General features: G+C 71.0%; 22 protein-coding genes and 1 tRNA gene. 14 read left to right on the top strand and 9 right to left on the bottom strand.

The features are described 5' to 3' along the window. Positions 1 to 59: 59 nt before the first annotated feature. A complete protein-coding gene (locus FRAAL_RS22035) occupies positions 60 to 896 on the bottom strand; it encodes a hypothetical protein (protein ID WP_011606163.1) in 837 nt (278 codons plus the stop codon). Positions 897 to 1,980: 1,084 nt separating this feature from the next. After that, entirely contained in the window at positions 1,981 to 4,761 is a 2,781-nt protein-coding gene (gene aceE, locus FRAAL_RS22020) for a pyruvate dehydrogenase (acetyl-transferring), homodimeric type (RefSeq protein ID WP_011606161.1), read from the bottom strand. A 387-nt stretch (positions 4,762 to 5,148) separates the two neighbouring features. Between aceE and FRAAL_RS22015 the strand changes: the two genes are divergently transcribed. Continuing rightward, on the top strand, positions 5,149 to 5,553 hold the full coding sequence (locus tag FRAAL_RS22015; protein ID WP_041939623.1) for a secondary thiamine-phosphate synthase enzyme YjbQ: 405 nt from the start codon (positions 5,149 to 5,151) through the stop codon (positions 5,551 to 5,553). A 241-nt stretch (positions 5,554 to 5,794) separates the two neighbouring features. Further along, positions 5,795 to 6,232 carry a DUF3052 domain-containing protein gene (locus tag FRAAL_RS22010; protein WP_009742958.1) on the top strand — a complete coding sequence of 146 codons (438 nt, stop codon included), beginning with the start codon at positions 5,795 to 5,797 and terminating at the stop codon, positions 6,230 to 6,232. Positions 6,233 to 6,399: 167 nt separating this feature from the next. Here the strand turns inward: FRAAL_RS22010 and FRAAL_RS22005 are convergent, their stop codons facing one another. After that, the gene (locus FRAAL_RS22005) at positions 6,400 to 7,020 is read right to left on the bottom strand and encodes a DUF4234 domain-containing protein (protein ID WP_231861190.1); all 621 of its coding nucleotides are present in this window, start codon (positions 7,018 to 7,020) and stop codon (positions 6,400 to 6,402) included. Between the two features lie 633 nt (positions 7,021 to 7,653). Here FRAAL_RS22005 and FRAAL_RS21995 point away from each other — a divergent pair. The 3 genes from FRAAL_RS21995 (at position 7,654) to FRAAL_RS21985 (ending at position 9,870) form a co-directional block, all read left to right on the top strand. Continuing rightward, a complete protein-coding gene (locus tag FRAAL_RS21995; RefSeq protein ID WP_011606156.1) occupies positions 7,654 to 8,112 on the top strand; it encodes a peroxiredoxin in 459 nt (152 codons plus the stop codon). Between the two features lie 183 nt (positions 8,113 to 8,295). Next, positions 8,296 to 8,367, top strand: a tRNA-Val gene (locus FRAAL_RS21990). Between the two features lie 342 nt (positions 8,368 to 8,709). Then, positions 8,710 to 9,870: an ice-binding family protein gene (locus FRAAL_RS21985; RefSeq protein WP_011606155.1), complete on the top strand. Its 1,161-nt coding sequence runs from the start codon at positions 8,710 to 8,712 to the stop codon at positions 9,868 to 9,870. A gap of 43 nt (positions 9,871 to 9,913) precedes the next feature. Here the strand turns inward: FRAAL_RS21985 and FRAAL_RS21980 are convergent, their stop codons facing one another. Next, the gene (locus FRAAL_RS21980) at positions 9,914 to 10,669 is read right to left on the bottom strand and encodes a class I SAM-dependent DNA methyltransferase (protein ID WP_041939621.1); all 756 of its coding nucleotides are present in this window, start codon (positions 10,667 to 10,669) and stop codon (positions 9,914 to 9,916) included. A 157-nt stretch (positions 10,670 to 10,826) separates the two neighbouring features. Then, positions 10,827 to 11,198, bottom strand: coding sequence for a hypothetical protein (locus FRAAL_RS21975; protein WP_011606153.1), 372 nt, complete (start codon positions 11,196 to 11,198; stop codon positions 10,827 to 10,829). A 256-nt stretch (positions 11,199 to 11,454) separates the two neighbouring features. Here FRAAL_RS21975 and FRAAL_RS21970 point away from each other — a divergent pair, with 256 nt between their 5' ends. The 8 genes from FRAAL_RS21970 (at position 11,455) to FRAAL_RS21935 (ending at position 21,978) form a co-directional block, all read left to right on the top strand. Next, a complete protein-coding gene (locus FRAAL_RS21970) occupies positions 11,455 to 12,690 on the top strand; it encodes a helix-turn-helix domain-containing protein (RefSeq protein WP_041939620.1) in 1,236 nt (411 codons plus the stop codon). Next, the gene (locus FRAAL_RS21965) at positions 12,687 to 13,253 is read left to right on the top strand and encodes a GNAT family N-acetyltransferase (protein WP_011606151.1); all 567 of its coding nucleotides are present in this window, start codon (positions 12,687 to 12,689) and stop codon (positions 13,251 to 13,253) included. The genes FRAAL_RS21970 and FRAAL_RS21965 overlap by 4 nt, the downstream gene beginning before the upstream one ends. Before the next feature lie 199 nt (positions 13,254 to 13,452). After that, a complete protein-coding gene (locus FRAAL_RS21960; RefSeq protein WP_011606150.1) occupies positions 13,453 to 14,853 on the top strand; it encodes a lamin tail domain-containing protein in 1,401 nt (466 codons plus the stop codon). Positions 14,854 to 15,380: 527 nt separating this feature from the next. After that, positions 15,381 to 17,039: a CocE/NonD family hydrolase gene (locus FRAAL_RS21955; protein ID WP_011606149.1), complete on the top strand. Its 1,659-nt coding sequence runs from the start codon at positions 15,381 to 15,383 to the stop codon at positions 17,037 to 17,039. Further along, positions 17,039 to 17,854, top strand: a complete 816-nt coding sequence (locus FRAAL_RS21950) for an ABC transporter ATP-binding protein (protein WP_041939619.1) — start codon at positions 17,039 to 17,041, stop codon at positions 17,852 to 17,854. The genes FRAAL_RS21955 and FRAAL_RS21950 overlap by 1 nt, the downstream gene beginning before the upstream one ends. Then, complete coding sequence (locus FRAAL_RS21945; RefSeq protein WP_011606147.1) at positions 17,851 to 18,621, top strand: ABC transporter ATP-binding protein; 771 nt, start codon at positions 17,851 to 17,853, stop codon at positions 18,619 to 18,621. Before FRAAL_RS21950 ends, FRAAL_RS21945 begins: the two co-directional genes overlap by 4 nt. Further along, positions 18,618 to 20,585, top strand: coding sequence for an ABC transporter permease (locus tag FRAAL_RS21940; RefSeq protein WP_011606146.1), 1,968 nt, complete (start codon positions 18,618 to 18,620; stop codon positions 20,583 to 20,585). The genes FRAAL_RS21945 and FRAAL_RS21940 overlap by 4 nt, the downstream gene beginning before the upstream one ends. 181 nt (positions 20,586 to 20,766) lie before the next feature. Further along, positions 20,767 to 21,978, top strand: a complete 1,212-nt coding sequence (locus FRAAL_RS21935) for an ABC transporter substrate-binding protein (protein ID WP_257720631.1) — start codon at positions 20,767 to 20,769, stop codon at positions 21,976 to 21,978. Between the two features lie 30 nt (positions 21,979 to 22,008). On the opposite strand, the gene FRAAL_RS21930 is transcribed toward FRAAL_RS21935, so the two are convergent. The 4 genes from FRAAL_RS21930 to FRAAL_RS21915 all read right to left on the bottom strand — a co-directional run bounded on the left by FRAAL_RS21930 (position 22,009) and on the right by FRAAL_RS21915 (position 26,384). Beyond that, positions 22,009 to 23,181, bottom strand: a complete 1,173-nt coding sequence (locus FRAAL_RS21930) for a S8 family peptidase (RefSeq protein ID WP_041939617.1) — start codon at positions 23,179 to 23,181, stop codon at positions 22,009 to 22,011. Between the two features lie 68 nt (positions 23,182 to 23,249). Continuing rightward, on the bottom strand, positions 23,250 to 24,251 hold the full coding sequence (locus FRAAL_RS21925; RefSeq protein ID WP_050997430.1) for a hypothetical protein: 1,002 nt from the start codon (positions 24,249 to 24,251) through the stop codon (positions 23,250 to 23,252). A 164-nt stretch (positions 24,252 to 24,415) separates the two neighbouring features. Further along, positions 24,416 to 24,961, bottom strand: a complete 546-nt coding sequence (locus FRAAL_RS21920) for a peptidase inhibitor family I36 protein (protein ID WP_041939616.1) — start codon at positions 24,959 to 24,961, stop codon at positions 24,416 to 24,418. 1,042 nt (positions 24,962 to 26,003) lie between these two features. Beyond that, positions 26,004 to 26,384: a hypothetical protein gene (locus FRAAL_RS21915; protein ID WP_011606138.1), complete on the bottom strand. Its 381-nt coding sequence runs from the start codon at positions 26,382 to 26,384 to the stop codon at positions 26,004 to 26,006. Between the two features lie 367 nt (positions 26,385 to 26,751). On the opposite strand from FRAAL_RS21915, the gene FRAAL_RS21910 reads away from it, so the two are divergent. After that, positions 26,752 to 26,982 carry a CbtB domain-containing protein gene (locus FRAAL_RS21910; RefSeq protein ID WP_041939614.1) on the top strand — a complete coding sequence of 77 codons (231 nt, stop codon included), beginning with the start codon at positions 26,752 to 26,754 and terminating at the stop codon, positions 26,980 to 26,982. Positions 26,983 to 26,991: the final 9 nt, after the last annotated feature.

The raw sequence follows: 26,991 nt of genomic DNA, 5'->3' as shown, positions 1-26,991 counted from the left end.
CGGCGGCCGGCGCCCCGGGCGTCCGCAGGCCCGGCGCTGGCCGCCGCGGGCGCGGGCGTTCAGCCGCCGCGGTGCTGGAGCGGGATGAGCGTGTGCAGCGGGCGGGTGAGCTGCGTGAACTGGGAGGAGTCGAGGAGGTCCTCGACGAGCAGCGCGCAGGCCAGGTCGGCGCACAGCTCCATGACCCGGTGGTCCTCGCTGGAGTCGGTGGCGGCGCGCTTGCCGCGGCAGTCCGGGCACAGCCGCCAGAACCCCTCGGCGGCACTGCGGCGCACCAGCGTCCACACCCGTCGGCGACCGGTCACCACGGCGCTCGCGAACGCGGCGTCCATGGCCTGCTGGTGGGCGGAGTCGTCCCGGGTCAGGGCGCTGACCAGCAGCCCGTCGAAGACCTCCAGGCTGTCCGGGTCGTGGCAGCGGCCGGCGAGGACCGGCAGCGCGGCGAGGACCCGCTTGACGTCCGCGGCGGCCGGGCCGAGGTCGGGCTCGTGCGAGCGCGCCCGCGGGTACACCGCGCGCCAGGGCCGCATGAGCGCGGCGTACTCGGCGCGGCCGAGGATGGGCCGCGCGTAGGAGGCGGCGACGGCGTCGCGCATCGCGCGCAGCGCGGTGGCCGCGACCGACGGCTCGACGGTGACGTAGTCGGCGCCGGCGAGGTCGTCGGCGTAGATGGCGCTCAGAGCGTCGAACGCGGCCAGCACCTCGACGATCAGCGGCGAGTCGGGCGCCAGCGCCTTGTCCCGGGCGGCGGCCAGGTAGCCGGAGTTGCGCCAGGCCGCGGCGAGCGAGCCGAGCTCGGCGTCGGTGGTGTGCACGAGCTGGGCGAGGATCCCGAGGATCCCTCGCAGGTTGGGATGCTCCTCCAGCCGTTCGATGCGGCGGGCTCGCAGGATCATGCCGCCCGCCCGCCGCTGGTGGGGGCCCCGGCGCACACGGATCGCCGCGGGGTCACCGCGAGCCTGCCCGGCCACGGCGCGGATGGTGCCACCGCGAGTGTGGGGGTCGTCGTGACACCGTTCACCTCGTCCTCCTCGACCGTCGCGGCCTGCGCCGGGCAGCCGTCGTCCGAATCCGTGCGGGTGAACCGGCCGGACGTCCCGTCACCGGCCGGATCATGGGCGGCGCGGCGGATGCGGCGACCGTACCTGATCACTTCATGGTCTCGCGTACCAGGCAGGCCACATCTCGTCGCTCTCCGACACCGTAGCTGCGCGGGGCGGCGTACGCGGGGAGTGCCGCCTGCGTGGGGTCCGCGGCGTGGTACGCCGCGTCGCCGATCTCCCGATGTCACCTCCGTGAGACTAGTGTTTGCGGCCCCGATGTGGAACTCGTTGTGCCTTTAGGCGGGGCATGACGGTGGTGGCACGGCCGTGCCAGTGCGGGCCCAGGACGGATCGGCATGGCTGCCGGAGGCGGTCTGGCACGTCGGTGTCGGCCACCCTGGTCACGCAGGGCGACACCGACGCCGGTGCGCACCGGCGCGCCGCCGCCGCGCCCGGCCGGGGTGAGGCTCGTGACACCACGGCCGGGCCGGTATCGGCCCGGCCGGCGGCCTCCGGCTGGGCCGGGGCCCGCTTGGGCGGCGTTTTCCCCGGGAGTGCCGGCACCGGCGGGTGATGATGGCCGGCGCCGGCAGGGGGTGCCTCCGCGCGGGGGTGGGACCGGGGGTGGCGCGCCGCGTCGCGACCCTCCGATGGTGGCACCCCTGCCGGGGTGGACCGGGGGTGCCGGGCCGGCCGGCGCCGCCGCCGTCGCCTCCCCCCGAGGGGTGGGACCGGGCGTCGCCCCGGCCGCGGAAAGACCGGCGGGCCCGGGGTGGACGGCCTGGTCAGGTCGTCCACCCCGGGCCCGCCATGGGTCGGTCGGCCCGCAGGCCGGCCGGCGTGGTGGCCCAGCCGGGCGTGGTCACTCAGCCCGGCGTGCTGGCCCGGCCCGGCGTGCTGGCCCGGCTCGGCGTGCTGGCCCGGCCGGGCGGGTGGCTCAGCCGGCGTCGGTGCCGCCGACGGCGTCGTCGTCGTCGCGCAGGCCGAAGCGGCGGATCGCGTCCTCGACCAGGCTGGCCTTGACCTCGCCGGCCCGGACCAGGGACTCCAGGGCGGCGACGACGACCGACTCGGCGTCGACCTTGAAGTGCCGGCGCAGCGCCAGCCGGGTGTCGGAGCGCCCGTAGCCGTCGGTGCCGAGCGAGGTGAACGCCTGCGGCACCCAGCGGGAGATCTGGTCGGGCACCGCGCGCATCCAGTCGGAGACCGCCACGACGGGGCCGGGGGCGCCGTCGAGGATGCGGGTCACGTACGGCACGGCGTCGTCGGCCTCGGGGTTGAGCAGGTTGGCCCGCTCGCAGTCGAGGGCCTCCCGGCGCAGCTCGTTCCACGAGGTCACCGACCACACGTCGGCGGCGACGCCGAAGTCGGCGGCGAGGATCTCCTGCGCGGTGAGCGCCCAGTGGATGGACGTGCCGCTGGCCAGCAACTGCGCCCGCGGCCCCGAGCCACCCTCGGCGCCGCCGCTGGGCAGGCCGCCGACGAGCTCCTCGGCCGGCCGGAACCGGTACATGCCCGCGATGATCTGCGCCGGGTCGAGGCCGGCCGGCTCGGCCGGCTGCGGAACGGGCTCGTTGTAGACGGTGAGGTAGTAGAAGACGTTCTCGTCACGCTCGCCGTACATCCGGTCCAGGGCGTCGCGGACGATGTGCGAGACCTCGAACGCGAAGGCCGGGTCGTAGGCGACGCAGGCCGGGTTGGTCGAGGCGAGCAGCAGCGAGTGGCCGTCCTGGTGCTGCAGGCCCTCGCCGTTGAGCGTGGTCCGCCCGGCGGTGGCGCCGAGCAGGAAGCCGCGGCCGAGCTGGTCGCCGAGCGCCCACATCTGGTCACCGGTGCGCTGGAACCCGAACATCGAGTAGAAGACGTAGACCGGGATCATGTACTGCGCGTGGGTGGAGTACGAGGTCGCGGCGGCGATCACCGAGCCCATCGAGCCGGCCTCGCTGATGCCCTCGTGCAGCATCTGGCCGGACTCGGACTCCTGGTAGGACAGCAGCAGCTCGCGGTCGACGGCCTCGTAACGCTGCCCGTGCGGCGAGTAGATCTTCGCCGTCGGGAACATGGCGTCCATGCCGAAGGTGCGGGCCTCGTCGGGGATGACCGGCACGAACCGTGCGCCCATCTCCTTGGTCTTCATGAGGTCCTTGAGCAGCCGGACGAACGCCATGGTCGTGGCGACGGGCTGCTTGCCCGAGCCCTTGCGCAGCTCGTCGAAGATCTTCGCGGGCGGCTGGGGGAGCGGCTTGGCCCGCACGACGCGCCGCGGCATCGACCCGCCGAGCGAGGCCCGGCGCTCCCGCATGTACTGGATCTCCTCGGAGTCCGGCCCCGGGTGGTAGTAGGGGGGCAGGTCCCCGGCCAGCGCCGAGTCCGGGATCTCCAGGTAGAGCCGGTCGCGGAACTCCTTGAGCTCCGCCTTGGTCAGCTTCTTCATCTGGTGGGTGGCGTTGCGGGCCTCGAAGTCCTTGCCCAGCGTCCAGCCCTTGATGGTGTGGGCGAGGATGACCGTGGGCTGACCGGTGTGCTCGGTGGCCGCCTTGTAGGCCGCGTAGAGCTTGCGGTAGTCGTGGCCGCCACGGGAGAGCTTGCGCAGGTCGTCGTCGGCGAGGTCGGCGACCATGCGGCGCAGCCGGGCGTCCGCGCCGAAGAAGTGCTCGCGGATGTACTCGCCCGAGGACGTCGTGTAGGTCTGGAACTGCCCGTCCGGGGTGGTGTTCATCCGGTGGACGAGGGTGCCGTCGGTGTCCTTGGCCAGCAGCGGGTCCCAGTCGCGACCCCAGACAACCTTGATCACATTCCAGCCGGCGCCGCGGAACAGCGACTCCAGCTCCTGCATGATCTTGCCGTTGCCGCGGACCGGGCCGTCGAGGCGCTGCAGGTTGCAGTTCACCACGAAGATCAGATTGTCGAGCTCCTCGCGGGCGGCGACGCCGAGCGCCCCGATCGACTCCGGCTCGTCCATCTCGCCGTCGCCGAGGAACGCCCACACCCTGCTGTTCGAGGTGTCCTTGATCTGGCGGTTGAGCAGGTAACGGTTGAAGCGTGCCTGATAGATGGCGTCGATCGGGCCGAGGCCCATCGACACGGTGGGGAACTCCCAGAAGTCGGGCATGAGCCGCGGGTGCGGGTAGGACGACAGCCCGCCCGACTCGCTTTCCCGACGGAAGGCGTCGAGCTGGGACTCCGTCAACCGGCCTTCCAGGAACGCGCGGGCGTAGATGCCCGGCGAGGCGTGCCCCTGGATGAAGATCTGGTCACCCGAGTCGCTTCCCGGGGAGGAGCTCAGGTGGTCCTTGCCGCGGAAGAAATGGTTGAATCCGACCTCGTACAGGCTCGCGCTCGACGCGTAGGTGGCGATGTGGCCGCCGACGTTGAACTCGGGCCGGTTCGCGCGGCTGACCATGATGGCCGCGTTCCACCGGATATACGCCCGGATGCGGCGCTCGACATGTTCGTCGCCGGGGAACCAGGGCTCGCGCTCCGGCGGGATCGTGTTGATGTAGTCCGTGCTGGTCAGGCCGGGAACGCCGACCGCCTTCTCACGGGCTCGTTCGAGGAGCTTCAGCATGAGGAAGCGGGCCCGGCCGCGGCCGGACTCCTCGATGACCGCGTCGAGTGACTCCAGCCACTCGTTGGTCTCCGAGGGGTCGATGTCCGGCAGCTGACTCGGCAGCCCGTCGGTGATGACCGAGAACTTCCGGGTTGTGTCCTGCGCCACGCCTTCTCCTGCTCCTCAAGCTTCCGGGGCCGCCGGTGCCGCTCGAGAAGATCCTCCTCGTGCGTCCGCCGGCCCATGTGTCACTTCACGTGCACGGGGATGCGGGAACCCGCATGATCGATGCATCGCCGCGTCCTGGCCGCTCGTCACCTTCTCCTCCGGCGTGCCGCTGCGGGTGATCGACCGACTCCCATCGGCCGAGGCGGGACCCGGCGGGCGAACACGCCTTGGTCCCATCGTGCTCCGTTCGCGCGACCTCGTCACGCACGCCTTGGTTACTTTCGAGTAGAGAATCGGGCGATACGCGTGGCGTTGTCGACATGTCGTCCGCGCCGCAGCCGGTGAACGGCCCCCGCCTGGTAGACAATCACCCTGATGGACACCCGGATGAAGACCACGACGCTGTCCGTGCACACCGGCCGCCAGGAGCGTGTGGTCGACCTCACCCCCGACGCAGTGGAGTTCGTCACTGATTCCGGTGATGGCCTGCTGTCGGTGTTCGTGCCGCATGCCACCGCCGGGCTGGCCATCCTCGAGCTGGGCTCCGGCAGCGACCCCGACCTGCTCGCGGCGCTCGCCGAGCTGCTGCCCGCCGACGGCCGGTGGCGCCACGCGCACGGCTCGCCCGGCCACGGCCGATCCCACGTCATGCCGGCGTTCATCCCGCCGACGCTGACGGTCCCGGTGCTCGATGGTCGGCTCGCGCTCGGCACCTGGCAGTCGATCGCGCTGGTCGATCTCAACGTGGACAACCCCGACCGAACGGTCCGGCTGTCCCTGCTGACGGGATGATCGAGCGTCCGGCGAGGGAATGATCGAGGCCCGTTGCGGGTACCGGCGGGGAGTCGCCGCACGTCGACCACGCCGTCATCGGTCCACAACCGACGGCGTGGCACTTGCGCAGTCACCGGGCGGTCCGGTGGACTAGGTCGAGACGCACCGGGTGATGGACCCCATCGCACCGGTGCGCTCACGCACGGGGCGTCTCCGCGGCTCTCGCGGAGCGTCACACACGAACGGGAGGTAGCGCAGGGTGAGTCCGACCGCGGCGAACGCCGAGGGTCAGCGCCGGGCGGAGCGACTGGGAGTCTCCGCCGGGACCCAGGTGCAGTCGCTCAACGAGGACGATGACATCGCCCAGGACCTGCTGGACGCGGTGACCAGCGCCAGCGGGACGGAGCTGGTCCCCGAGGACTCTGACGACGTCGTCGACATCGTCCTGCTGTGGTGGCGGGAGGACGACGGGGATCTGGCCAACGCGCTGATCGACGCGCGCCGCCAGCTGTCCGACGAGGGGGTGATCTGGTTGCTCACCCCCAAGGCCGGACGGGACGGCCACGTCGCGCCGAGCGACGTGCTGGACGCGGTGCCCACCGCGGGTCTGGTGCAGACCAGCACGCTGAGCGTCGCGCAGGAGTGGTCGGGCCAGCGGCTGGCGGCGCCGAAGTCGCAGCGCGTGCGGCACCGCTGAGGCCGGCGCGAGGGCGTCCGGCGGCCCGTGGGGCCGGGCGCCGTCGAGTCATGCCCGCGTCCGGGCCGGGTCGGGACCTGCGCCGCCCGCGCGCGGCCCCAGGGGAACCTGAACCTGAGGGAACCGAACCGGGCCAGCCGGGCCCCGCCCCTCTCCCCCTCGCGGGCTCACCGGTACAGCGGCACCTGCTGGCCCTCGACGGCCCCCGGGTAGCGGTCCCAGAGCCGATTGAGTTCGAGCTGGAGGAACAGCGGCCCGAAGCCGATCAGGAACAGCACGAACGCGAGCACCGGGTTCGTCTCCGGCACCCCGGCGGCATGCTGGGCCGTGCGCGTGCGGGTGCCCAGCCGCCAGGCGGCGACGAACGGCGGCACCAGGACCAGCCATCCGACGAGGAACGCCAGCAGGGACAGGGCCGGGTTGACCTGGATACGCCGGTCGTACTCACCCAGCTCCCGGTTCGTCCTGTAAACCCACACGAAGTAGTAGACCCCAAGGGTGATCAGGGGCAGACCCAGCCAGACGGCGAAGGGGTTGCGGTGTTTGCCGAGCACCCCCGCCCCGCCGAAGGAGTCCGGGAGGCCGGGCCGCCCGTCCGGGCCGGGCAGGCCGTAGTCGGGGGTCGCGGGGTAGCCTTGCTCGGGCTCGGGGCCGGGCAGCGACTCGCGGAAGGCGTAGATCGGGAAGCCGCCGGTCGAGGTGCCCGGACCGTCGATCGGGTGGGGTTCCTGCGCGGGGTAGCCGTGCGGTTCGGGGTAACCGTGCGGGGTCGCACTCTGATTGGTCAAGGTGGTCCTGCCCTCATCGGTGTCCATACCTGTGGCGCACGCGGAGCACGCACCGTGTTACGCGCATGTCCGGCCGATGGCTCCCGTGTCGATCGGCCAGACTAGGCCAGTCTGACGTAGGAAACGCGAACACTCGCCGCATCAGTGCCCCGGGAGCGCGAAAGATACCTTCCGCCGGGATCGAATGCGGGTGAACCTTCGTCTAGGCGGTGGCCGAGCGGCGGCCCGAAGCAGATGGATCGACGTCGGTCGGCCGGGGGGACCTTCCTCCTCGGCGTGGGCCGGCCGTCGACCGTGTCCTCGCAGGTCGCGGTCGACGCCCGGGCGGCCGGTGCGGCGAGCGGGGCGGCTCGGCGGGCCTCGGTGTGGGCCATCCGCGGCTGGCCGGCCGGTTTCCTCGCGGTCGGAACTGGCATGCTGGCTTCTGGGACGGCGGACCGATCCGCGGGGGCGCCTGAACCGGTGGGAGCCCTCGCCGGTCCGCTTCGGTTCCCACCCGCCGTTGCGATCATTCGATCTGTGGTGATCCTCCGGATCGGCCCGCGCATCGTCCTCGATGCTCGGTCATCGTGATCGTGTCGTCTGCGATCAGCGTCATTCGTGCAGCCCCATCGTCGTGGAGAGGAAGCGCCCGTGACCGTCGAGGTTGGCTCCGTCGCCCCGGACTTCTCGCTGAAGGACCAGAACAACGAGGTCATCACCCTGTCGGAGTTCCGCGGCAAGCGGAACGTCGTCCTGCTGTTCTACCCGCTGACCTTCACCGGCGTCTGCCAGGGCGAGCTGTGCTCGGTCCGCGACGACCTCGGCTCGTTCCAGAACGACAACGTGCAGGTGCTCGCGGTCTCCGTCGACTCGCCGTTCGCCCACAAGGTCTGGGCCGAGCAGCAGGGCTACGAGTTCCCGCTGCTCGCCGACTTCTGGCCGCACGGCGAGGTCGCGAAGGCGTACGGCATCTTCAACGAGGAGCGCGGCATCTCCGTGCGTGGCACCTTCGTGATCGACAAGGAGGGCGTCGTGCGCTGGAAGGTTGTCAACAACATCCCCGACGCCCGCGATCAGGCCGAGTACCTCAAGGCCCTCGCCGCCCTCTAGGATCTCCCTACGGGAGCCGGCCCGCGTACCTGGGTGGTCGTGGGGCCGGCTCCCGTTGCCGACGGTCCCCCGGGCGCGTCGGCGCTCGACCGGCCGGTCACCCTCCGCCGAACTGGCGCCCGATCGTTCCACGGGGCGTCGCCGCATGCGTAGTCTTAGTCAGCTTCGTCCTTCAGGTCTCCCGGGCGCGTAGCTCAGCGGGAGAGCGCTCGCCTTACAAGCGAGTGGTCGCAGGTTCGATCCCTGCCGCGCCCACGCGTCGGCTCCGCATGCTCGCTGATCCTTGATCAGGCTCGCCGGGGGCCGCGATGTCTGCTGGGGGGCCGAGCCCCCCAAACCCCCCACGGCGGCAGCCGGGGTGCTCGGGCGGGGTGTCGCGCGTCGGCATGCGGCGCGGGGTTCGTCGCATCCATGGCGATTCGAGGCGCGGCGGCTCACTCAGGGGTGCCCGTATCCGTCGGCACGGGGGCCGCGCGGACTACATTGCCGGGCTGTGAAGACCTGCGTGCACGGTGCGGCGGACAGTGGGACTCGCGATCACCGCCGCACGGTGACCAGGCTGGCTGGTCGGCGAGGTCGGAGCCGGAATGCTCGCCGGTGAGCGAGGCGATCTCCGGTCGCCGCAGACTGACCCGGACGGTCGTCAGCATCGCGCTCATGGCCGCCGCCGGCGCGCTGGTCGTCGGCGGCCAGCCCCGGGTGCAGGCCGCGCGTATCGAACGGCCAGCACCGGTCGACATCGGCTCGGTCGAGAACTTCGCGGTGCTCGCCGCGGCAACGGTCACCAACTCCGGTGCCAGCCACATCATCGGCGACCTGGGCGTGAGTCCAGGCACCGCGGTGACCGGGTTCCCCCCGGGCACCCTGGACGGGATGATGCACGGCGGCGATCCGGTCGCCACCCAGGCGCAGGCCGATCTGAACACCGCGTACAACGACGCCGCGGCGCGCACCCCTACCGCCGTCGTCTCCGGCGACCTCGGTGGCCTGACCCTCGCCCCGGGCGTCTACCGCTCGGCCTCTTCGCTCGGCATCGCCGGCACGCTCACCCTCGACGGCCAGGGCCATCCCCACGCGGTCTTCATCTTCCAGATGGGTAGCACGCTCATCACCAGCGCGGACGCCCGCGTGGAGCTCGTCGGCGGAGCCCAGGCGTGCAACGTCTTCTGGCAGGTCGGTAGCTCCGCCACGCTGGCGGCCAACTCGGTGATCGCGGGCGATGTCGCGGCCGACCAGTCGATCACCGTGGCGGCGGGCACCAGCATCAACGGCCGGGCGCTGGCCCGCGGCGCCGCGGTGACCCTCGACGACAACGCGATCACCAGGGCCGACTGCGGCCCCCCGGGCACGCTGGGGATCTCCGCCCCGCCCGGAGCGGTCAGCCTGGGTACCGTGCCCCTGACCAGCGCCCAGGTCTCGGGTCTGCTCGGGACCGTCACGGTCACCGACACCCGGGACATCGACCCCGCCGGGTGGATCACCACCGTCAGCAGTACCGCCTTCGTGTCCGGCCCGAGCAGCATCAGCCCCTCGAACGCCTCCTACAGCCCCGGCGAGGTGACGTTAACGGGTGACGACGTGGCCCCGACGGTGACCAACGACCCGGCACTGTCGGTCGCCCCTGGCGAGATCGTGCGCGCGACCGGCGGAACCGGGCTCAACTCCGCAGCCTGGAACCCCAGGATCACGGTCACCATCCCCGCCGGCGGGATCGTCGCGGGAACCTACAGCGCGACCCTCACCCATGCGGTCGCCTAGCCGGCCGCCCTCGGTCGCCCGAGCCGGCCGGGCCTGGGGGCGGTCAGGCCGGCCCGGGCCCGGCCGGTGGCTTACGCCAGACGGAGACGTGACTCTCGCTGTCCGCCGTGAAAGGGCTGCCGTCCCAGTCGGCGAACCGGTTCTCCAGGTCCAGACCGGCGAGTTGCGCCATGAGGTCGCATTCGGCCGGCCAGATGTACCGGAACTCGCCGGAGCCGTGGCGCACCGTCCCGTCGGCCTCGTGCCAGTAGTGATGGGAGGTGCACTGCTGCGTGGCGGGGTCGTAGGTGTCGAAGACGAGGTGTCGGTCACCGGTGCTGATCGGGACCGCGCACTGGCCGGGAGGCAGGCGCCGTATCGGCGGCACCCACAGCTCAAGGACAAAGCGCCCACCCGGACCGAGATGCCGGGCGGCGTTACGGAAACATGCGACCTGCTCCGCCTGGGTGCGCAGGTTGGAGATGCTGTTCCACACCAGGAAGACGAGGGAGAACTCGCCGGGCACAGTGGCGGTGGCCATGTCGCCGACGACCACGGGCAGGGTCGCCTCATCGGCCTTGCGGCGCAGTCGGGCGACCATCGACGCCGACAGTTCGATGCCGGTCACGGGAACGCCCCGGGCGACGAGCGGGAGGCCGACGCGACCGGTGCCGATCGCGAACTCCAACGCCGCACCCGCACCGGCCAGACGGGCCAGCAGATCGACGGTCGGACCGAGCACCTTCGGCGCGAACTTCTCGGCGGAGATGCTGTCGTAGCGCTCCGCCGTCTCGTCGTCCCACACCGCGCTGCTCGTCACGGCGTCGCAGGCTAACGGACAGAAATCGGCCCCGTCGACACCTTTTCCGTCCTGGCACCTGGCGCAGGATGCCGTGGGCGATCCCGCTTCGCACGAATACGGCGTCCAGGCTCCGACGGCGCTGGGCGGGCCAGGCCCCGGGCCGGGTCGGACCGCTTCAGTCGGTGAGGTGGTTGATCGCACCGCTGTGGACGGCGGTGCAGATCTGGCGCCACACGGCGGCGGGGATCTCGAGGCGATGGCTGCCGAGATAGCCGTAGCGGAGGTGGACGTGCCCGTCCCGCTCGGCGGCGAGGCCGCCGCTGGCGGCCGTCCAGGGAGTCCAGGCGGCGTTCAGCCGATGGAACGCCCCCCGGTCGCCGGCGCGGATCTCCGCCCGCAGGGCGAACCAGATCGCCCTGGGCATCCGAAGATCCGGCTCGGTGCCGGTGGTGTAGCTGATGGCGACGGTCTCGCCGTCGCGGGCGAACGCGACGTCGGGACTGACCGCGGGCCGGCGCCAGGCGAGCTGGTCCGGGGGGCTGACCATGGTCGCTCCTGCGTAGTGGTCTTCGGTGACCCGTCGGCGCGGGAGGTTCCAGGTTTCTCGCCGACATAGGCAGTCTGTGCACGTGACCGGGTGACCGCCAGATGTGCGCACGACGCGTGCCGTGCCGTGCCGTGCTGTGCGCCGTCGCGGCTGTGGCTGTGGCTGTGGCTGTGCTGTGGCAGTGGCAGCCGACTGCGGCTGTGGCAGCGGGCGGAGGTGGACCCGGGGGCAGGCGAACGGGGAGGAACAGCAACGGGTGAACGAGGACAGGACCGGCGCGGTGGCGCTGGGGCGGCGGATTCGGATCCTGCGCGGCCGCATGAGTCAGGACACGTTGAGCCGGCGGATCGGGTTCCACCGGACCCGGATCTCCAAGGCCGAGAACGGGGAGCTGCCCTCCGCCGATCTGTGCGCCGCGCTCGACGACTACTGGCGGACCGGGGGGGAGATCGCCGCCTGGCAGGCCCGACTCGAGGCGGCCCGCGACGGCGACGGCGACGGCGCGGCCGGGACCGACCGCAGGCAGGTCTTCGAGTTCTCGGCGGCCGGACTGATCGCCGCGGACACCTATCGGCGGCGAGCGCGCCGCAACCCGGACGCGCTCACCCTGAGTGAACTCGCCGACGAGGTCGACGGTCATGCGGCGGTGTTCACCACCACGCCTCACGCGATTCTCGCGCCGCGGGTGTATCGCACCTGGCAGTCCGCCGAGCGGCTCCTCGACGCGGGCGCCAAGACCAGGGCGCAGGCGAGGCTCACCCAGATCGCCGGCTACTCGGCGTACATGCTGTCGCGGCTGGCGTTCAACCTCGGCGATCAGGCGGCCTCACGGCGCTTCGTCACCCAGGCCGGCGATCATGCCGACCAGATCGACGACCCGGTGCTGGCCGCCGCCATGGCGGCGATGTCCTCCACCCTGGCGTTCTACGGCCACCAGTACACCGAGGCCGTCGAGTTCGCGCGCCGGGCGCCGGACCATCCCTACACCCGGGCCAGGCTCGCCGCCTACGAGGCGCGGGCGCTGGCCGCCCTCGGGGATCCGGGGGGCACCCGGGAGGCGCTGGCCCGGATGCGCCGAGCCGTGATCGACGTCCCGGCCCGGCCCGGAAGCTCGCCGTTCGGGCCGGCGACGGCCGAGTCGTTCACCGCCGGCGTCCTCGCCCGGCTCGGCGCGGGCGACGAGGCGGAGCCGATCGCCCGCGCCGCCGTCGACGCCTTCGAACGCGGCCGGGCCGTCGGCTTCGAGGACCACGGCCACGCCGTCATGGTCCTCGCGACCGCCCTCGTGCGCCGCCCGCGTCCCGATGCCGCCGAGGCGGCCCGGCTCGGGTTGCGGGCCCTGGCGATCCTGGCCGCGAGCCCGACCCAGACGCTCATCAGCCGCGCGGGACGGCTCGCTGCCGATCTCGCCGGGCATGCTCCCCTCCCGGAGGTCGTGGACTTCCGTGAACGGCTCATCGCCGTTACCCGGCCGGCTTTGATGGAGGAATGACCCTTGACATAGCCGAGTCGCTCCCTGCGGTCATGGTGCCGACCGTGCGTACCGAGCGGCTCATCCTGCGCGGGTGGACCGCCGGCGACATCCCCGCCTACACCCGGATGGCGTTGGACCCGCGGATGAGCCGCTACACCGGATCGCCGTCGAGCGAAGGCGCGGTCTGGAACATGTTCGCGTTACAGATCGGGCACTGGGCCCTCAACGGCTTCGGCATGTGGCTCGCGCACGAGCGGGCCACCGGAGAGTTCATCGGGCGCGCCGGCCTCTACCGGGAGTACGGCTGGCCCGGCCTGGAAGCCGCCTGGACCATCCGCCCGCAGCGGTGGGGGGAGGGATTCGCGACCGAGGGCGGTGCCGCGGCGGTCGAGTACGCCTTCACCGGTCTCCGCGCCGACCGGGTCATCTCGATCATTCACCCGGAGAATGCGGCGTCCATCCGGGTCGCGGTCAAGCTCGGCATGACGTTCGCGGAAGCCACCGAGCGCAACGGCCAGCCGCGGCACATCTACGCGATCAGCCGTCCCGACTGGAGGCCGTCCACCGCGGGATCTCGGTGAAGGGATCTCGGTGAAGGGGATCCCGGCGAGCGGGAACTCGGCCGAGCTGTCCGTGTGTACGTGTCTGCGCTATGTGGTCATCCGTGCTGCCCGCGCTGTTGGTTGCGTGTTCAACCTCTGGTCGTCGGTGTGCAGGAGGCTCCGCGAGGAGCGTGAGATCGTCTCCGCCTGCCCGTGACCCGCCCGAGGAGCAACTGCATTGCGTAGACATTCGCGTGGGAAGGTGCGACTCGCCGTCGCCACAGCTCTGGCCGTCGTCGCCGTCGCCACAGTCGGCCTGTTCGGCATGCCGGCAATGGCAGCGGGGCCGGCGGACGTGCGGATCAACGAGGTCGAGTCGAGCGGTGGGTCGCCCGGTGACTGGGTGGAGCTGACGAACATCGGTTCGGCGGCGGTGGACGTCTCCGGCTGGGTCGTCAAGGACAACGACGACTCGCACGTGTTCACCGTGGCGTCGGGAACGTCGCTGGCGCCCGGCGGGCATCTGGTTCTCGACGTCGATCCGGTGTTCGGCCTCGGTAGCGCCGATTCGGTGCGGCTGTACCAGCCGGGTGGCACGACGCTGGTCGATTCCTACACCTGGACCTCGCACGCGTCGACGACCTACGGACGCTGCCCCGACGGCACCGGTGCGTTCACGACGACCACCTCGTCGACGCGCGGCGCGGCAAACGCCTGCCCCGCCACCGTGTGGCCCGGCGGCTCGGCCGTCGCCACCGCCGACGACGCGAACGTGTTCGGCACGAACCTCAGCGGGCTGTCGTTCCAGAGCTCCAGCGTTCTGTGGGCGGTGAAGAACGGTCCCGGCACGCTCTACCGGCTCGTGCCGAACGGCGCGAAGTGGCAGCCCGACACGACCGGCGGCTGGGCCTCGGGCAAGGCGCTGCACTACGCCGGCGGGACCGGCGATCCCGACGCGGAAGGCGTGGTCACCACTCCCGACGGCGTGGTCGTCTCCACCGAACGGGACAACAGCAACAGCGGCACCAGCCTGCTGAAGGTCCTGCGGTACGACGGTTCCTCCACGGCCCCCTCGCTGAACGCGACAGCGGAATGGAACCTCACCGCCGACCTGCCTGCCGTGGCGGCCAACAGCGGGCTCGAGGCCATCTCGTGGATTCCCGACACGTACCTCACCGCGCACGGGTTCCACGACGAGCACACCAACACCGCCTACGACCCGGGCGCCTATCCCGGCCACGGCAGCGGCCTGTACTTCGTCGGTCTTGAGGCCAACGGCTCCGTCTACGCCTACGCGCTCAACCAGGGCGGCGGTGCCTACACCCGGATCGCCACCGTCGCGAGCGGTTTCCCCGCAGTCATGGACCTCGAGTACGAGCCCGCGACCGGCCACCTGTGGGCCGAGTGCGACGACACCTGCCAGGGCCGCACCGCGACGCTCGACATCAACGCCCAGGGCCGGCTCACCGGTACCGCCGTGTACGCCCGCCCCTCCGGGATGTCCAACTACAACAACGAGGGATTCGCCCTCGCCCCGCAGGACAGCTGCTCGTCCGGGCACAAGCCGGTCGTCTGGTCCGACGACGACAACGACTCCAGCCACGCCCTGCGCACCGGCACCCTGAACTGCACCCCCTGACCTGCATGCTCTGACGTCCCGCCCGGGGTGGGCGGCACCGCTGGTCCGCCCACCCCACCACACCAGGGCGGGCCGGTTGTGGGGCGGTGCGTCTTGTACGGTCCCATCCCGCGGACCGTTCACACCGCACCGCAACCGGCTCCCGGGCACGAGGGGATCTGCGGTCGTCGCCGCAAGAATTCGGCGTCAGTCTCCTTTTTCGGGCTGCGGACATCCGTAAGTCCGGGCTTTCTGCCCAGTCCTGTCGATGGCGCTCTCTGACGCTCGGCCGGGGCCGCGTCCTGAGCCGCGGCTGACCTGCGGCGGGACGGCGGACGCCACCTGGCGGGAAAAACGCCCCGATTTGCCGCCAGGTCGCGGTGGACATGAAACCGTGCGGTAATCGACGATGACCCGACCGCAATGAGACCCGGGCGACGGCTCATCAGCGAGAGGATCTCCGGTGCCGCACGCCGTCGACCCGGAACTCGTAGTCCAGCCGCCCGGCCGAGTCCGCCGGTCCGTGGACCACGACATATGGGGTCGCCATGGAAGTCGACAAGGATCAGTTCGTCCCGATGCGAGACGGCGTTCACCTGGCCGTCGACATCTACCGGCCCGACCAGCTTTCCCGGCACGCGGCCGTACTGATCATCACGCCGTACAAGAAGGATGCCCAGTTCGACATGCCGATCGGCTCCGACGGACGCCGAATGACGGCACTGCCCATCGTGATTCCGCCAGGGGTCAACCCGATGCTCCTGAGCGTCAGACCAATGGTCGACGCGGGGTTCGTGGTGGCGGTGGCCGACGCCCGTGGAACTGGTTTCTCGGAAGGCAACTACGACTACTACAATCTGGTGGAAGGGCCGTTCGACGGATATGACCTCGTCGAGTGGCTCGCCGAGCAGCCCTGGTGCGACGGAAACGTCGGCATCACCGGGGGATCGGCCGCCGCCATCTCCTGTTACACCACGGCGCTGACCCACCCCCCGCACCTGCGCGCCATGGCCCCGAACATGCACCCGGCCGACTTCTACACCGACCAGTGGCGGATCGGCGGCGTCTTCCGCTACGAGAACCGCATCGGCTGGGCGACGAGCCAGTACGGGAACATCTCCCCGATCGACCCGGGGGACCCGGAGAGTCCGGGCTACGAACGCAGGCGGGCCGTGTACGAAGCACGCTTCGACCAGTGGTACCAGCGCATCGCGGCCGGCCAGAATCCCGCCAACCTCGACTGGCTGACGGAGATGTACCAGCACGACGCCTATGACGACTTCTGGCGGTCCCGTAGTTTCCTGCGCCGGGCGCAGGAGACGGCACTTCCCACGCTGCACAGCGGCGTGTGGTACGACCATTTCGTCCGCGGCACCCTGTCGAGCCATGAGGCATCGGAGGGCCCGAAGCGGCTGTTCGTCGGCCCCGGAAGCCTGGCGATCCGGCCCGAGCTCGGCGACGGCGGCCTGACCGCACTGCAGATCGCGTGGTTCGACCACTTTCTGCGCGGCGCGAAGAACGACGTCCTGGCCGGCCCCCAGGCCCGGCTGTACCTGCTGGGCGACGAGCGCTACGTCGACGTGCCGAGCTGGCCGGTGCCGGCCGTTGCAACCAGGTTCCACCTCGCCTCCTCGGCCGACGGCCCGGTCGGGTCGGGGATCGACGGCGTGCTGCTGGCCGTCCCACGGGCGAGCGACACCTCCAGTCTCCTGAAGCACGACCCGGCCAATCCGAACCGAACGCCACCGGACCCCGCCGACCAGAGGTCCTTCGAGGAAGGCTGCCTGACGTTTTCCTCGGCGGTCCTCGAGGCCGACCTGACGGTCGTCGGCACCCCGCGCCTCGTCCTGCACGCCACGACGGACGCGCCCGACGTCGACTTCTGCGTCCGGCTCTGCGACGTGTTTCCCGACGGCCGGTCGCGGCTGCTCAACACCGGCGCCCTGAAGGGATCGCACGTCGACGGTGACGAGCATCCGACCGCCCTGGTGGCCGGCCAGGTCTACGAGTTCGACATCGAGATCTGGCCCACCGCGAACGTGTTCCGGGCCGGCCATCGGATCCGCGTCGACGTCTCGACCTCCGATTTCCCGTTCTTCGAGGTCAACCAACACCCGTCGAACACGGAGGTCTTCCACGACAGCGGTCGACCGTCCCATCTCCTGCTGCCCGTCGTCGAGTCCCCGTTACCCGCGGCCGGTGCGTGATGACCCGTTTCGGTGTCCACGACCTCACCGTCCAGTTCGGCGGACTGCGGGCGCTCGACCAGGTCTCCTTCGCGGTCGAACCGGCCACGTTCGTCGGCCTCATCGGCCCCAACGGTGCGGGCAAGACGACCTTCATGGATGCCGTCACCGGCTTCACCCCCGCCACCGGAACCGTGACGTTCGAGGGCCACGACCTCAGCAGGGTGCCCGCCCACCGGCGGATCCGGACCGGCATCGGACGCACGTTCCAGACGCTTGAACTGTTCGAGGACCTCACCGTCCGCGAGAACCTGACCGCGGCGGCGGAGAAATCCACCTGGTGGTCGCCGTTGGTGGATCTCGTCCGGCCCCGCCCGTCGAGGGCGGCCGCCGAGGCGGTCGAGGACGCGCTGTCGCGGCTGCGGATCGAGGACCTGGCCGACGTGCTGCCGCCCGACCTGTCCCTCGGGCAGCGCAAGTTCGTCACCGTCGCCCGAGCGCTGGCGCTGCGCCCCCGACTGCTGCTGCTGGACGAGCCGGCCGCGGGACTCGGGACGAGCGAGGCGCTGGCCTTCGCCGCACGGCTGCGGGAACTCGTCGAGGAGGGCCTGACCATCATCATGATCGACCATGACATGGGGATGGTCCTCAAGGTCTGCGACGAGATCCATGTCCTGGACTTCGGCCGGCTCATCGCCAGCGGCGACCCGGAGGCGATTCGGCAGGACCCACGGGTGATCCAGGCGTATCTCGGCGTCGACGACGATCCGGCGGCGGCCGAGGCGGCCGAGGCGGCCGAGGCGGCCGTCGGTCCCGAGAACGGGCCGGTGCGATGACGGCGGCGATCATCGACTGCGCGGGCCTGACCTCGGGCTACGCCGGCGTCCCGGTCATCCGCGACCTGGACCTCACCGTCGGCGAGGGCGAACTGGTCGCCGTCCTCGGTCCCAACGGCGCCGGCAAGACCACCACCCTGCTGACCATCGCCGGCGTGCTCAGGCCGATCGGCGGGGCGGTTCGCTTCCTCGGCGCCCCCGTCGACGGCGGCCGGCCGGACCGGGTGGCGCGCCGCGGCCTGTGCCTCGTCCCCGACGACCGTTCGGTGTTCTTCGACCTCACCGTGCGCGAGAACATCCGGATGGGCCGGGGCCGGCGCCACGGCGATCCCGTCAGGGTGGTCCTCGACTACTTTCCCGCCCTGGAGAGCCGGCTGCGGATGCGCGCCGGCCTGCTGTCCGGCGGTGAGCAGCAGATGCTGGCGATCGGCCGGGCCATCACGATGCGTCCCAGGGCGCTCATGGTCGACGAGATGAGCCTGGGCCTCGCTCCCGTCATCGTGAAGAAGCTGCTGCCGGTCATGCGGCGGATCGCCGACGACCTCGGCTGCGCCATCCTCATCGTCGAACAGCACGTCGACCTCGCGCTCCAGGTGGTCGACCGGGCCTACGTGTTCAACCACGGGGCCATGGTCCAGGAGGGGCCCGCCGTGGAGCTGAGAGGGCAGCGCGACCTCATCGAGGCGAGCTACCTCGGCGCCCAGGATGCCCCTGATGCCCAGACCGACCAGGCCGACCAGGCCGACCAGGGCGGGGCGGTCCGGTGAGCACCGTCGTTCTCTTCGCCATTCTCGGGCTGGGCTCCGGCGCGGCGTATGCGATCCTCGCCTGCGGCGTCGTCCTGGTGCACCGCGGCTCGGGGACCCTGAGCTTCGCCCAGGGCGCCGTCTGCATGTTCGCCGCCTTCTTCTTCGCCCGCCTCGTCGAGCAGGGAGTGCCCAAGCCGGTGGCGCTCGTCGTGACCCTCCTCGCCGCGGGAGCCTTCGGCGCGGTCTGGCACGCGGCGGTTATGCGGCCCCTTCGCTCCGCCCCGATCCTGGCCAAGGTGATCGTCACGCTGGGCCTGCTCACCGCGCTGGAGGGAGCGGCCAGCCTCTGGTTCGGTGACCAGATCCGCAACGCCCCGAAGGTCCTGCCCACCGGGGACGTGGGGGTCTTCGGCATCCAGTTCGGCCAGGACCGATTATGGCTGCTCGGGATCACCATCGTGATCGCGATCGCCCTCGCCGCCTGGTACAGCGCCACCCTGATCGGTGTCTCGACCCGGGCCGCCGCCGAGAATCCGCGCGGCGCCGCCCTGCTGGGCTTCTCGCCCGATCTCATCGCCGCCACGAACTGGGCCATCGGATGTGCCCTGGCCGGCCTGGCCGGAATACTCATCGCGCCCATCGTCGGCCTGAGCATCGGCGGCCTCACCCTGCTCATTCTTCCGGCTCTGGCCGCGGCTCTTCTGGGTGGATTCCGCTCCTTCGGGCTCACCGCGCTCGCCGGGATTCTGATCGGGTCCGCGCAGTCCGAGATCGGCCGCTACTGGAAGCAGACCGGGGTCACCGACGCGCTGCCGTTCGCGGTCGTCATCGCCGCGGTCGTGCTGACCGGACGGCTGATCCCCGAGCGCGGCACGATTTCCACGGTCCGGCTGCCGCTCGCGCCCCGGGACGGAATCCGCCCACGCTCCGCGGTGGCCCTCGTCGTCGTAGCGGTCGCGGGCCTGGCCCTGCTGAACGGCACCTACCAGTCGGGGCTCACCACCTCCCTCGTCACGATCAGTGTCGCGCTGTCCGTCGTGATCGTCACGGGATTCGTCGGTCAGACCTCGCTGATGCCCATGACGTTCGCCGGCATCGGCGGCCTGCTGACGTCGAAGTTCGCCGAGGACCTGAACGTGCCGTTCCCCTTTCCGCTGGTCCTCGCGGCCGTCTGCATGGTGCCGATCGGGATGGTTCTCGGGCTGCCGGCGCTGCGCGTGCGGGGACTCAACCTGGCGGTCGTCACCATCGGTGCCGCAGTCGCGGTGAACGCGGTGCTCTTCCTCAACCGGAGCTGGACCGGCGGGCAGACCGGCAGCCTCGCACCCTCCCCGTCGATCTTCGGATTCTCGCTCGATCCCTCCCTGCACCGCTTTCGGTTCGGCCTGTTCTGCGTCCTGCTCACCGCCCTGCTCGTCTGGGGTACGGGGAACCTTCGGCGCGGCCCGTCCGGGCTGCGGATGCTGGCCGTGCGCAGCAATGAGCGAGCGGCCACCGCGTCGGGTATCAGCGTGTCGAGCGCGAAACTCCAGGCCTTCGCGGTGTCGGCCGCAGTGGCCGGCGTGTCGGGTTCGCTGCTGTCCTACCAGATCGGCGCCGTCTCCTTCGACCGCTTCGACGTCTTCGGGTCGATCGGGCTGATCGTGCTCGTCTACATCGGCGGCGTGTCGGTCGTCAGCGGTGCCATCTTCGCGGGCCTCGCCGCCGAGGGCGGAGTGTTCTACCTGCTCGTGCAGGACGCGATCGGCTCGGTCGCCCGCTACTACGGCCTGGCCTCCGGCCTGCTTCTGCTGCTGACCATCGTGGCCAATCCGGACGGCGCCGTGATCGCGGCGCGCCGGCAGTGGGCGTGGTGGAGTGCCCGCGGTTCCCGGCCGCACGCCGTCCCCGCCTCCGTCCCCACCCCCGCCCACCGGCCGGCCGAAACGCAGCCCGTCCGCCGGCCCGAGGAGACGACGGCGCCCAGTTCCACACCGCTCTAGCTCCTCACCACGCGATCGTTCATCCTCACGCGTTCTTTGATCCTCACGCGTTCTTTCACCACCATGCGTTCCTTCATCACCATGCGCTCCTCCGGCGAAGGGAAACCTCGTGCAGCCGATCCGGACTCCCATCAGACGAGCGATCGCGGCGGGATTCTCCGCCGTGTGCGTGGCCGCGGCGATGACCAGCTGTGGATCCAGCGGGGGCGGCGGTACCGGTTCGACTGCCGCCGACCACGCGGACACCCTGAAGGGCAAACCGGTTACCGTCGGTCTGATCGTCATGCAGTCGGGCGTGGCGGCGTCCGCGCAGGAGAACCAGTGGGTGGTGGGTACCAGAGCGGCCGCGGCCTATATCAACAATAAGCTCGGCGGTTTTGGTGGACGGCCGTTGAAGATCGATTTATGTGACTCGAAGTCGACCTCGGCCGGTGCCCTGACCTGCGCGAACAAGCTGGCCGCGGACAAGGTCGACTTCGTCTCCGGCTTCGCCCTCGGGATCGGCGCGAACGCGCTGCCGATCTTCGCGAAGGCGGGTATCCCCGTGCACAGCGTGCCGATCTCCCCGCAGGAGTACTCCAGCCCGGACAGTTTCCCCTACGGCGGCGGCTCGTTCTCCGAGTACCCGGCCAACGCGGCGTACGCGACCGCGAAGCTGGGCGCGAAGAAGGGCGTGCTCGTCGTGTCGGACCTCGGCGACAGCAGCGCGGTGGTGAACTCGATGAACGTGTTCTTCCGCCGGGCCGGGGGCAGCGTGACCGCGATCACCGTCCCCGCCACCACCGCCGACCTCTCGCCGCAGGTGGCCGAGGCGATCAAGGCCAAGCCCGACGCCATCTTCACCGCGCTCAGCGGGGTGCAGGACGCGACGCTCTACGAACAGCTCGAGAAGCAGGGGTTCAGTCCGCGTAACATCATCGCCCAGGCCTCGGCCGTGGACGTTCCCAACTTCTTCGCCAAGGTCTCGCCGAAGACCGCGGTCGAGGGCTCGCTGTACGGCGACATCTTCGTCAGCTTCGACGACACCGCGCAGCCGGACGTCGCCACCTACCGCACGGCGATGAAGACGTACGAAAAGGACGATGGTCGCACCGTGCTCGGCCAGTGGTCGTTCTCCACGATCATGACGAACTACGCCATCGGGAAGAAGCAGGGATTCGCCACCTTCTCCGGCGCGTCGCTCATCAAGGCGCTGAACACCGAGACCGTCCCGGTGTTCATGTCGTACCAGTACAACCGAGCGGCCGCGCCGAAGGGCGCACCGGCCGTGGGCAACCCGTACGTGGTGTTCGTGCGCTACCAGGGCGGCAAGGTGGTCAACCAGCCCGGCGGCTGGGTCAACGGCGTCACCGGCGCGGCCGCTGCCTTCGACCCGTCGATCACGACGGGCTGACCTCGGGCGGGCGATGAGTGCGCCGGCTGGTCAGCGGGCCGTTCCCCGGGAGTAGAGCAGGGCGTTCGGAGAACCGTTGCCGACGTTGGTCAGGACGCCGGGGACGGCGGCGGTCACGAGGGCGGTGCGGACCCGGTCGGGGCCGGCGTCGGGGTGCGTCTCCAGGTACAGGGCGGCGGCTCCGGTGACGTGCGGGGCCGCCATGGACGTGCCACTGATGGTGTTGGTGGCGGTGTCGGAGGCGCTCCAGTCGGACGTGACGTCGGTGCCGGGGGCGAACAGGTCCACGCACGTGCCGAAGTTGGAGTACGAGGTGTCGCGGCTGTCCTCGGTGGTCGTCGCGCCGACGGTGATGGCGCGGGGGAGCCGGGCGGGGGAGAAGTCGCAGGCGTCGCTGCCGCCGTTGCCGGCCGAGACGGAGTAGGTCAGGCCCGCGTTGATGGACTGGCGGACCGCCGAGTCCAGCGCCCGGGACGCGTCGCCCTCCAGGCTCACGTTCACCACGGCGGGGCTGGCGTGGTGCGCGGTGATCCAGTCGATGCCGGCGATGACGCCGCTCACCGTGCCGAAGCCGTCGCAGTCCAGCACCCGGACCGCGACCAGGCGGACCGACTTGGCGATGCCGTAGGTCGATCCGCCGACGGTCCCGGCGACGTGGGTGCCGTGGCCGTTGCAGTCGTCGGTGCCGTGTCCGTCGTCGATGGACGAGAAGCCGCTTGAGGCGCGGCCGCCGAAGTCCTTGTGGCTGGTCCGGATGCCGGTGTCGACGATGTACGCGGTGACGCGGGCGCCGGTCGAGTCGTAGACGTACTTGTGATCCAGCGGGCGTTCACGCTGGTCGACCCGGTCCAGCCCCCAGTCGGGCCGCCGCTGCGTGATGTCGGCATGGACCACCTTGTCGGCCTCGACGTAGTCGACGTCGGGGTCGGCGCGCACGGTGTTGAGCTGCTGAGTGTTGAGGCGTGCGACGTAGCCGTTCACACTCTGCCGGAATTCCCGGTCGACCCGCACGCCGATACCCCGGGCTCGGCCCACGGCGGGCGCCGGGGCGTTGGGCTGCGCGGTGGGTTTCAGTACGACGATGTACTGGCCGGCGGGGTCGGGTGGGGCCGCGAAGGCGGCGTTCATCGCGGCCGTCTGCGCTCCGACGACAGCGGTGATGAGCCCGCCGATCGCCGCGAATCGAAAAAGGCTGTTTCTCATTGCTTTCACTCCTCCGGGCCGCGCCGGATCGGCGCGCCGGTCGCGGGGCGGGCGTGTCGGGAGGCGGGTCAGCCGAGCCCGAGGCCGCGCGCGACCGTCAACTGGATCTGGTTGGTCTGCCGGATCCGCTCCAGCGCCCTGCGATGGGTGGCGAGATCGGGGCGTTGAAGCTCCGACTCGACGCTGAACCAGACGCCGACCAGATTGGTCTGTTTCTTGCAGGCGATGTCGGTCGCCGCCACGGCGGTTTCCGTCGCCGACACCGGGCCCGTGCGGAACCGTGGATCGGCGGCGGCGTCCAGGGGCGACGAGTAGTACAGGGCGTGCGTCCGCATGCAGGCGGACCAGGCGCGCAGGACCGCCCGCACGCGCTCGTCGCGGCCGGAGGCGAAATAGCTGCTCTGGGAGAGCCGCTGCGCCAGGTCCGGGTCCGTCCCGGCGGGTGCGGTGGCGTGCAACCGGCGCTTCGCCTCACCGACACAGCCGCCGGCCGGGACGGGTCGCCCGTCGACGGCGCCTGGATGCCGGCCGGTGAGGATGTCGAGCGTCCTGGGATCCGGTGCCGTCGCCGCTCCCGCGGACGCCGGGGTTGCGTCGCCCGGTCGAGGCTTCGACACGCGATATCCGGCCGTCGCGGCCAGTGCGGCGTCGGTGATGCCGTAGCGCCGTTCGTTCAGGGTGGCCGGCACGTCCGCAGTGGCGGCCCGCGGTCGCGGATCGGGCACCCCGAAGCGGCGGGTGCACTGGGCGAGCAGCACCCGGTACGCCTGGGCGACCGACACCGACTCGCGCGGGCTGAGCAGGTAGGGGTCGAGGGGAAGGCGCAGCGATGCGCCGTCGAGAAGCGACGGCGGCCGGGCCGCCGCGACGGCGGCCGGGGCGGTGGAGGCGGTGCTCCCGCAGCCGGCGACGAGGGCCGCGAGGAGGGCCGCGGCGAGGGCCGGGGCGAGAGGCGCGGCGAGGGCCGGGGTCGTCGCCGACGCGCGCCGGGAGGCAGGATCGCCCCGTCCGGGGGCGGACCGCCGGCGGGGGGCGTGGAGCCGGCCGAAACGGCCCGCCTGGTGGGGCATCGGTCTCCTGTCGGTCACCGCGGCCGCAACGACCGACACGGCCGATCACGGCCGATCAGGGCCGATCCTGATCGTCCGGGTGGGGACGGGACCGGCCCTGAAAACGGCGCGTCGTCGGTGGGAGCGGTTAAGCGGTCAGCGGTTGGATCGGTTTTCGAGCGGGATCAGACCCAGATGAAGGACTCGACGTTGTTGATGAACGTGGGGGTGAAGTTGCCGCCGCTGCTGGGGGCGATGGTGCCCGCGGTGCCCGTGCTGTTCACACCGGTGTAGACGCGGGCGGTGAGGTGCTGGTCGTAGTTCCAGGCGGATTCCGAGTTGTTTCCGACCCGGGCACCCTGTCCGGCACCGGGCGAGCTGAAGGTGTTGTTGTTGAGGTCGTTGTCCGAGTAGAAGAAGTCCGCGTGGCTGCCCCCGTAGCTCTGGAGGTACCACAGGCACAGATCGCCGTCGCCGTTGCTGTACAGGTTGCAGGCGCCGTCGAGGTGCTGCGCGCTGATGCCGTGGCTGTTGCGGCCGGCCTTGGTCGTCGCGGCGGCGGCGGCGAAACCCGAGCTGCTCGTGGGCGCCGGGGCGCTGGTCCCCGACGTGGTGGCCGATCCACCGCCGCCGGCGGCGGCGAGGGCGGGCTGTCCGACGGAGACGATGCCGGCGACGGCCACTCCGCCAACGGCGACGGCGAGGCTCCGGCGAAGGGAGGTCCTGTTCATGTCCATGCTCCTTGCGTTGATGAGAAAATGCTTGGGCGTCGCTCCCGCAACGACGTCACGGTTTGCCCCGACCGTCCTTCCGGGCACGCCAGCCGAATCGCCCGCGCGGCACGTTCATCGTGGTCTCCTGGTGTCCCGTCGGGTCTGGTCGAGACCGGATGAAAGTTGCCTCAACAATGAGGCCGCATCGCTGGACCTGTTTTCGGTGAGAAAGCGACCGCCTGGTTAGGAACAATTCTGGGTGCGGATTGAAAGTATGGCGCCGGGTCGACGGTGTCCAGGATGCCGCCGTACGCGTGTCGAGCCGCAGCCGCGGGTTGTCGGGTGGCGCATGTCCGGTCTAATCCGGGAAATTCCGGCCCCTTTTCCCGTGGCATCGGGCGTATCCGGGTGGCGGCCGGGGCGGGGACGGTGGCGGTGACGGATACCCGACACCGCCGGCCGTGGGGAGTGCCATCAAACGGACTCCGGCCGTCCGCCTTTCCGGCGCGCCGGAGCGCCTCGTTTCACCGATCGGCGGCCGGCGGGCGTCCTGCACCGTCTCGGGGCCGGCCTTCCGCTGCCCCAAAGCCCTGACCAGACGATCCGTGAAGCCGTCGACGTGTGGCGCGCCGTCCCGCGCGCTCTCGTGAGACGGACCGCCGCCGCGGCACACCCGCCGACGCGGGCACATCCGGCGCGCCCACGGCCGTCGGGGATCGGGCACCGAAGGCCGGGTGACTCGGACCGACGGCGCCCGTCCGCGGCATTCCGCCCGCGCACCGGCCCTGCCGCTGCGTGATGGGCTCTGCCGCGGTGTGGCGGGTCTGCCGTGTGGCGGGTCTGCTGTGCGGCGGGCTCCGGGCAGAGGCGGGCTCCGCGGTGTGGTGCGCCCTGGGAAGTGGCGGGTGAAACCGGCGTCGGTGAAGGAGGGTCGTCCGAACAGGACGGATGCGGGCGTCGTTCGAACGACTATTCGGCGCGGCTCCCGCGCGCCACCGAAGATCGTCGTTCTTTGGCTATCGGAATAGTTGAGAACATCTTGTCTGACTCTTTGCGTGGTTTATAATTTTCCGCGGTCATCCCTGACAACGATGAGAGCGGTGGCGACATGGGCGAGCGTGCTGGCGATCAGTTGGTCGAGATCCGGTTGTGCGGGCGGCCGACCCGGTCCGGAAAACCGTGCCGGATGCGTCTCTATGGGCCCGAGATCGCCTGTCGTACGCACCTCACCGAGCACGAGCGCGACGTCGCCGAGGCGTACCAGCGGGGGATGGGCGACGGTCATCGCCGCGGCTGGGAAAACGGTCAGGAAATTGGGAAGCAGCAGGTCGAGCGGCTTCAGCGGCGAATCCGGGAGCTCGAAGGACTGCTCGGTCGCGGGCCGCTGCGCGTTGAGGCCGGCGCCGAACGGAGCATCGAGGTCGACCGGTAGCGGCGTCACCGGGCGCCTCGACGAGTGGCCGGCCGGAACCGGCACGTGATCGATCCGCCGGGTCCGGCCGGCCACCACCGCTGGGCGCGGCCGCCGGCCTCCGAGAGGTCGCCGGTTCCGACGGCGCCGGCGGTGTGGCGCGCCCCGATCGGTCCGTTACCTGGGTAGTTGCGTCCTTCGGGTGATTCGTCGGCGTTGACAGAGGCCGGGCGCGAACCGCATACTCCGATCGCTTGTGTGAGGAAGCCGGTGGGAATCCGGCGCGGTCGCGCCACTGTGACCGGTCTGCCTGTCCGTGTGGGCGGCGGTACCGGGAGTCAGACCCGAGCACAGGTTGTCCGAACAACCGGGACGCACGATCCCTGAGGGGGCTTCCATGACCACACCCGTTGCCCAACCCACACCCGTCGCCCAGCCACGACAGCGATCCATCTCCCTGCCGTTGTCCGCGCGCCGGGCGGCGCTCGGGCTCACCGCGCTGCTGTCGCTGCTGCTGCTGTACTTCATCGGTGTCGACCAGGGCGCCACGTCGTTGTTCGGCTCGGATACCCACATTCACGAGTTCGTCCACGACGCGCGCCACTTCCTCGGGTTCCCCTGCCACTGAGCGGGGGCG

It is taken from the genome of Frankia alni ACN14a, assembly GCF_000058485.1.
Lineage (GTDB): Bacteria > Actinomycetota > Actinomycetes > Frankiales > Frankiaceae > Frankia > Frankia alni.
This window is presented reverse-complemented; position numbering and strand designations above follow the sequence as displayed.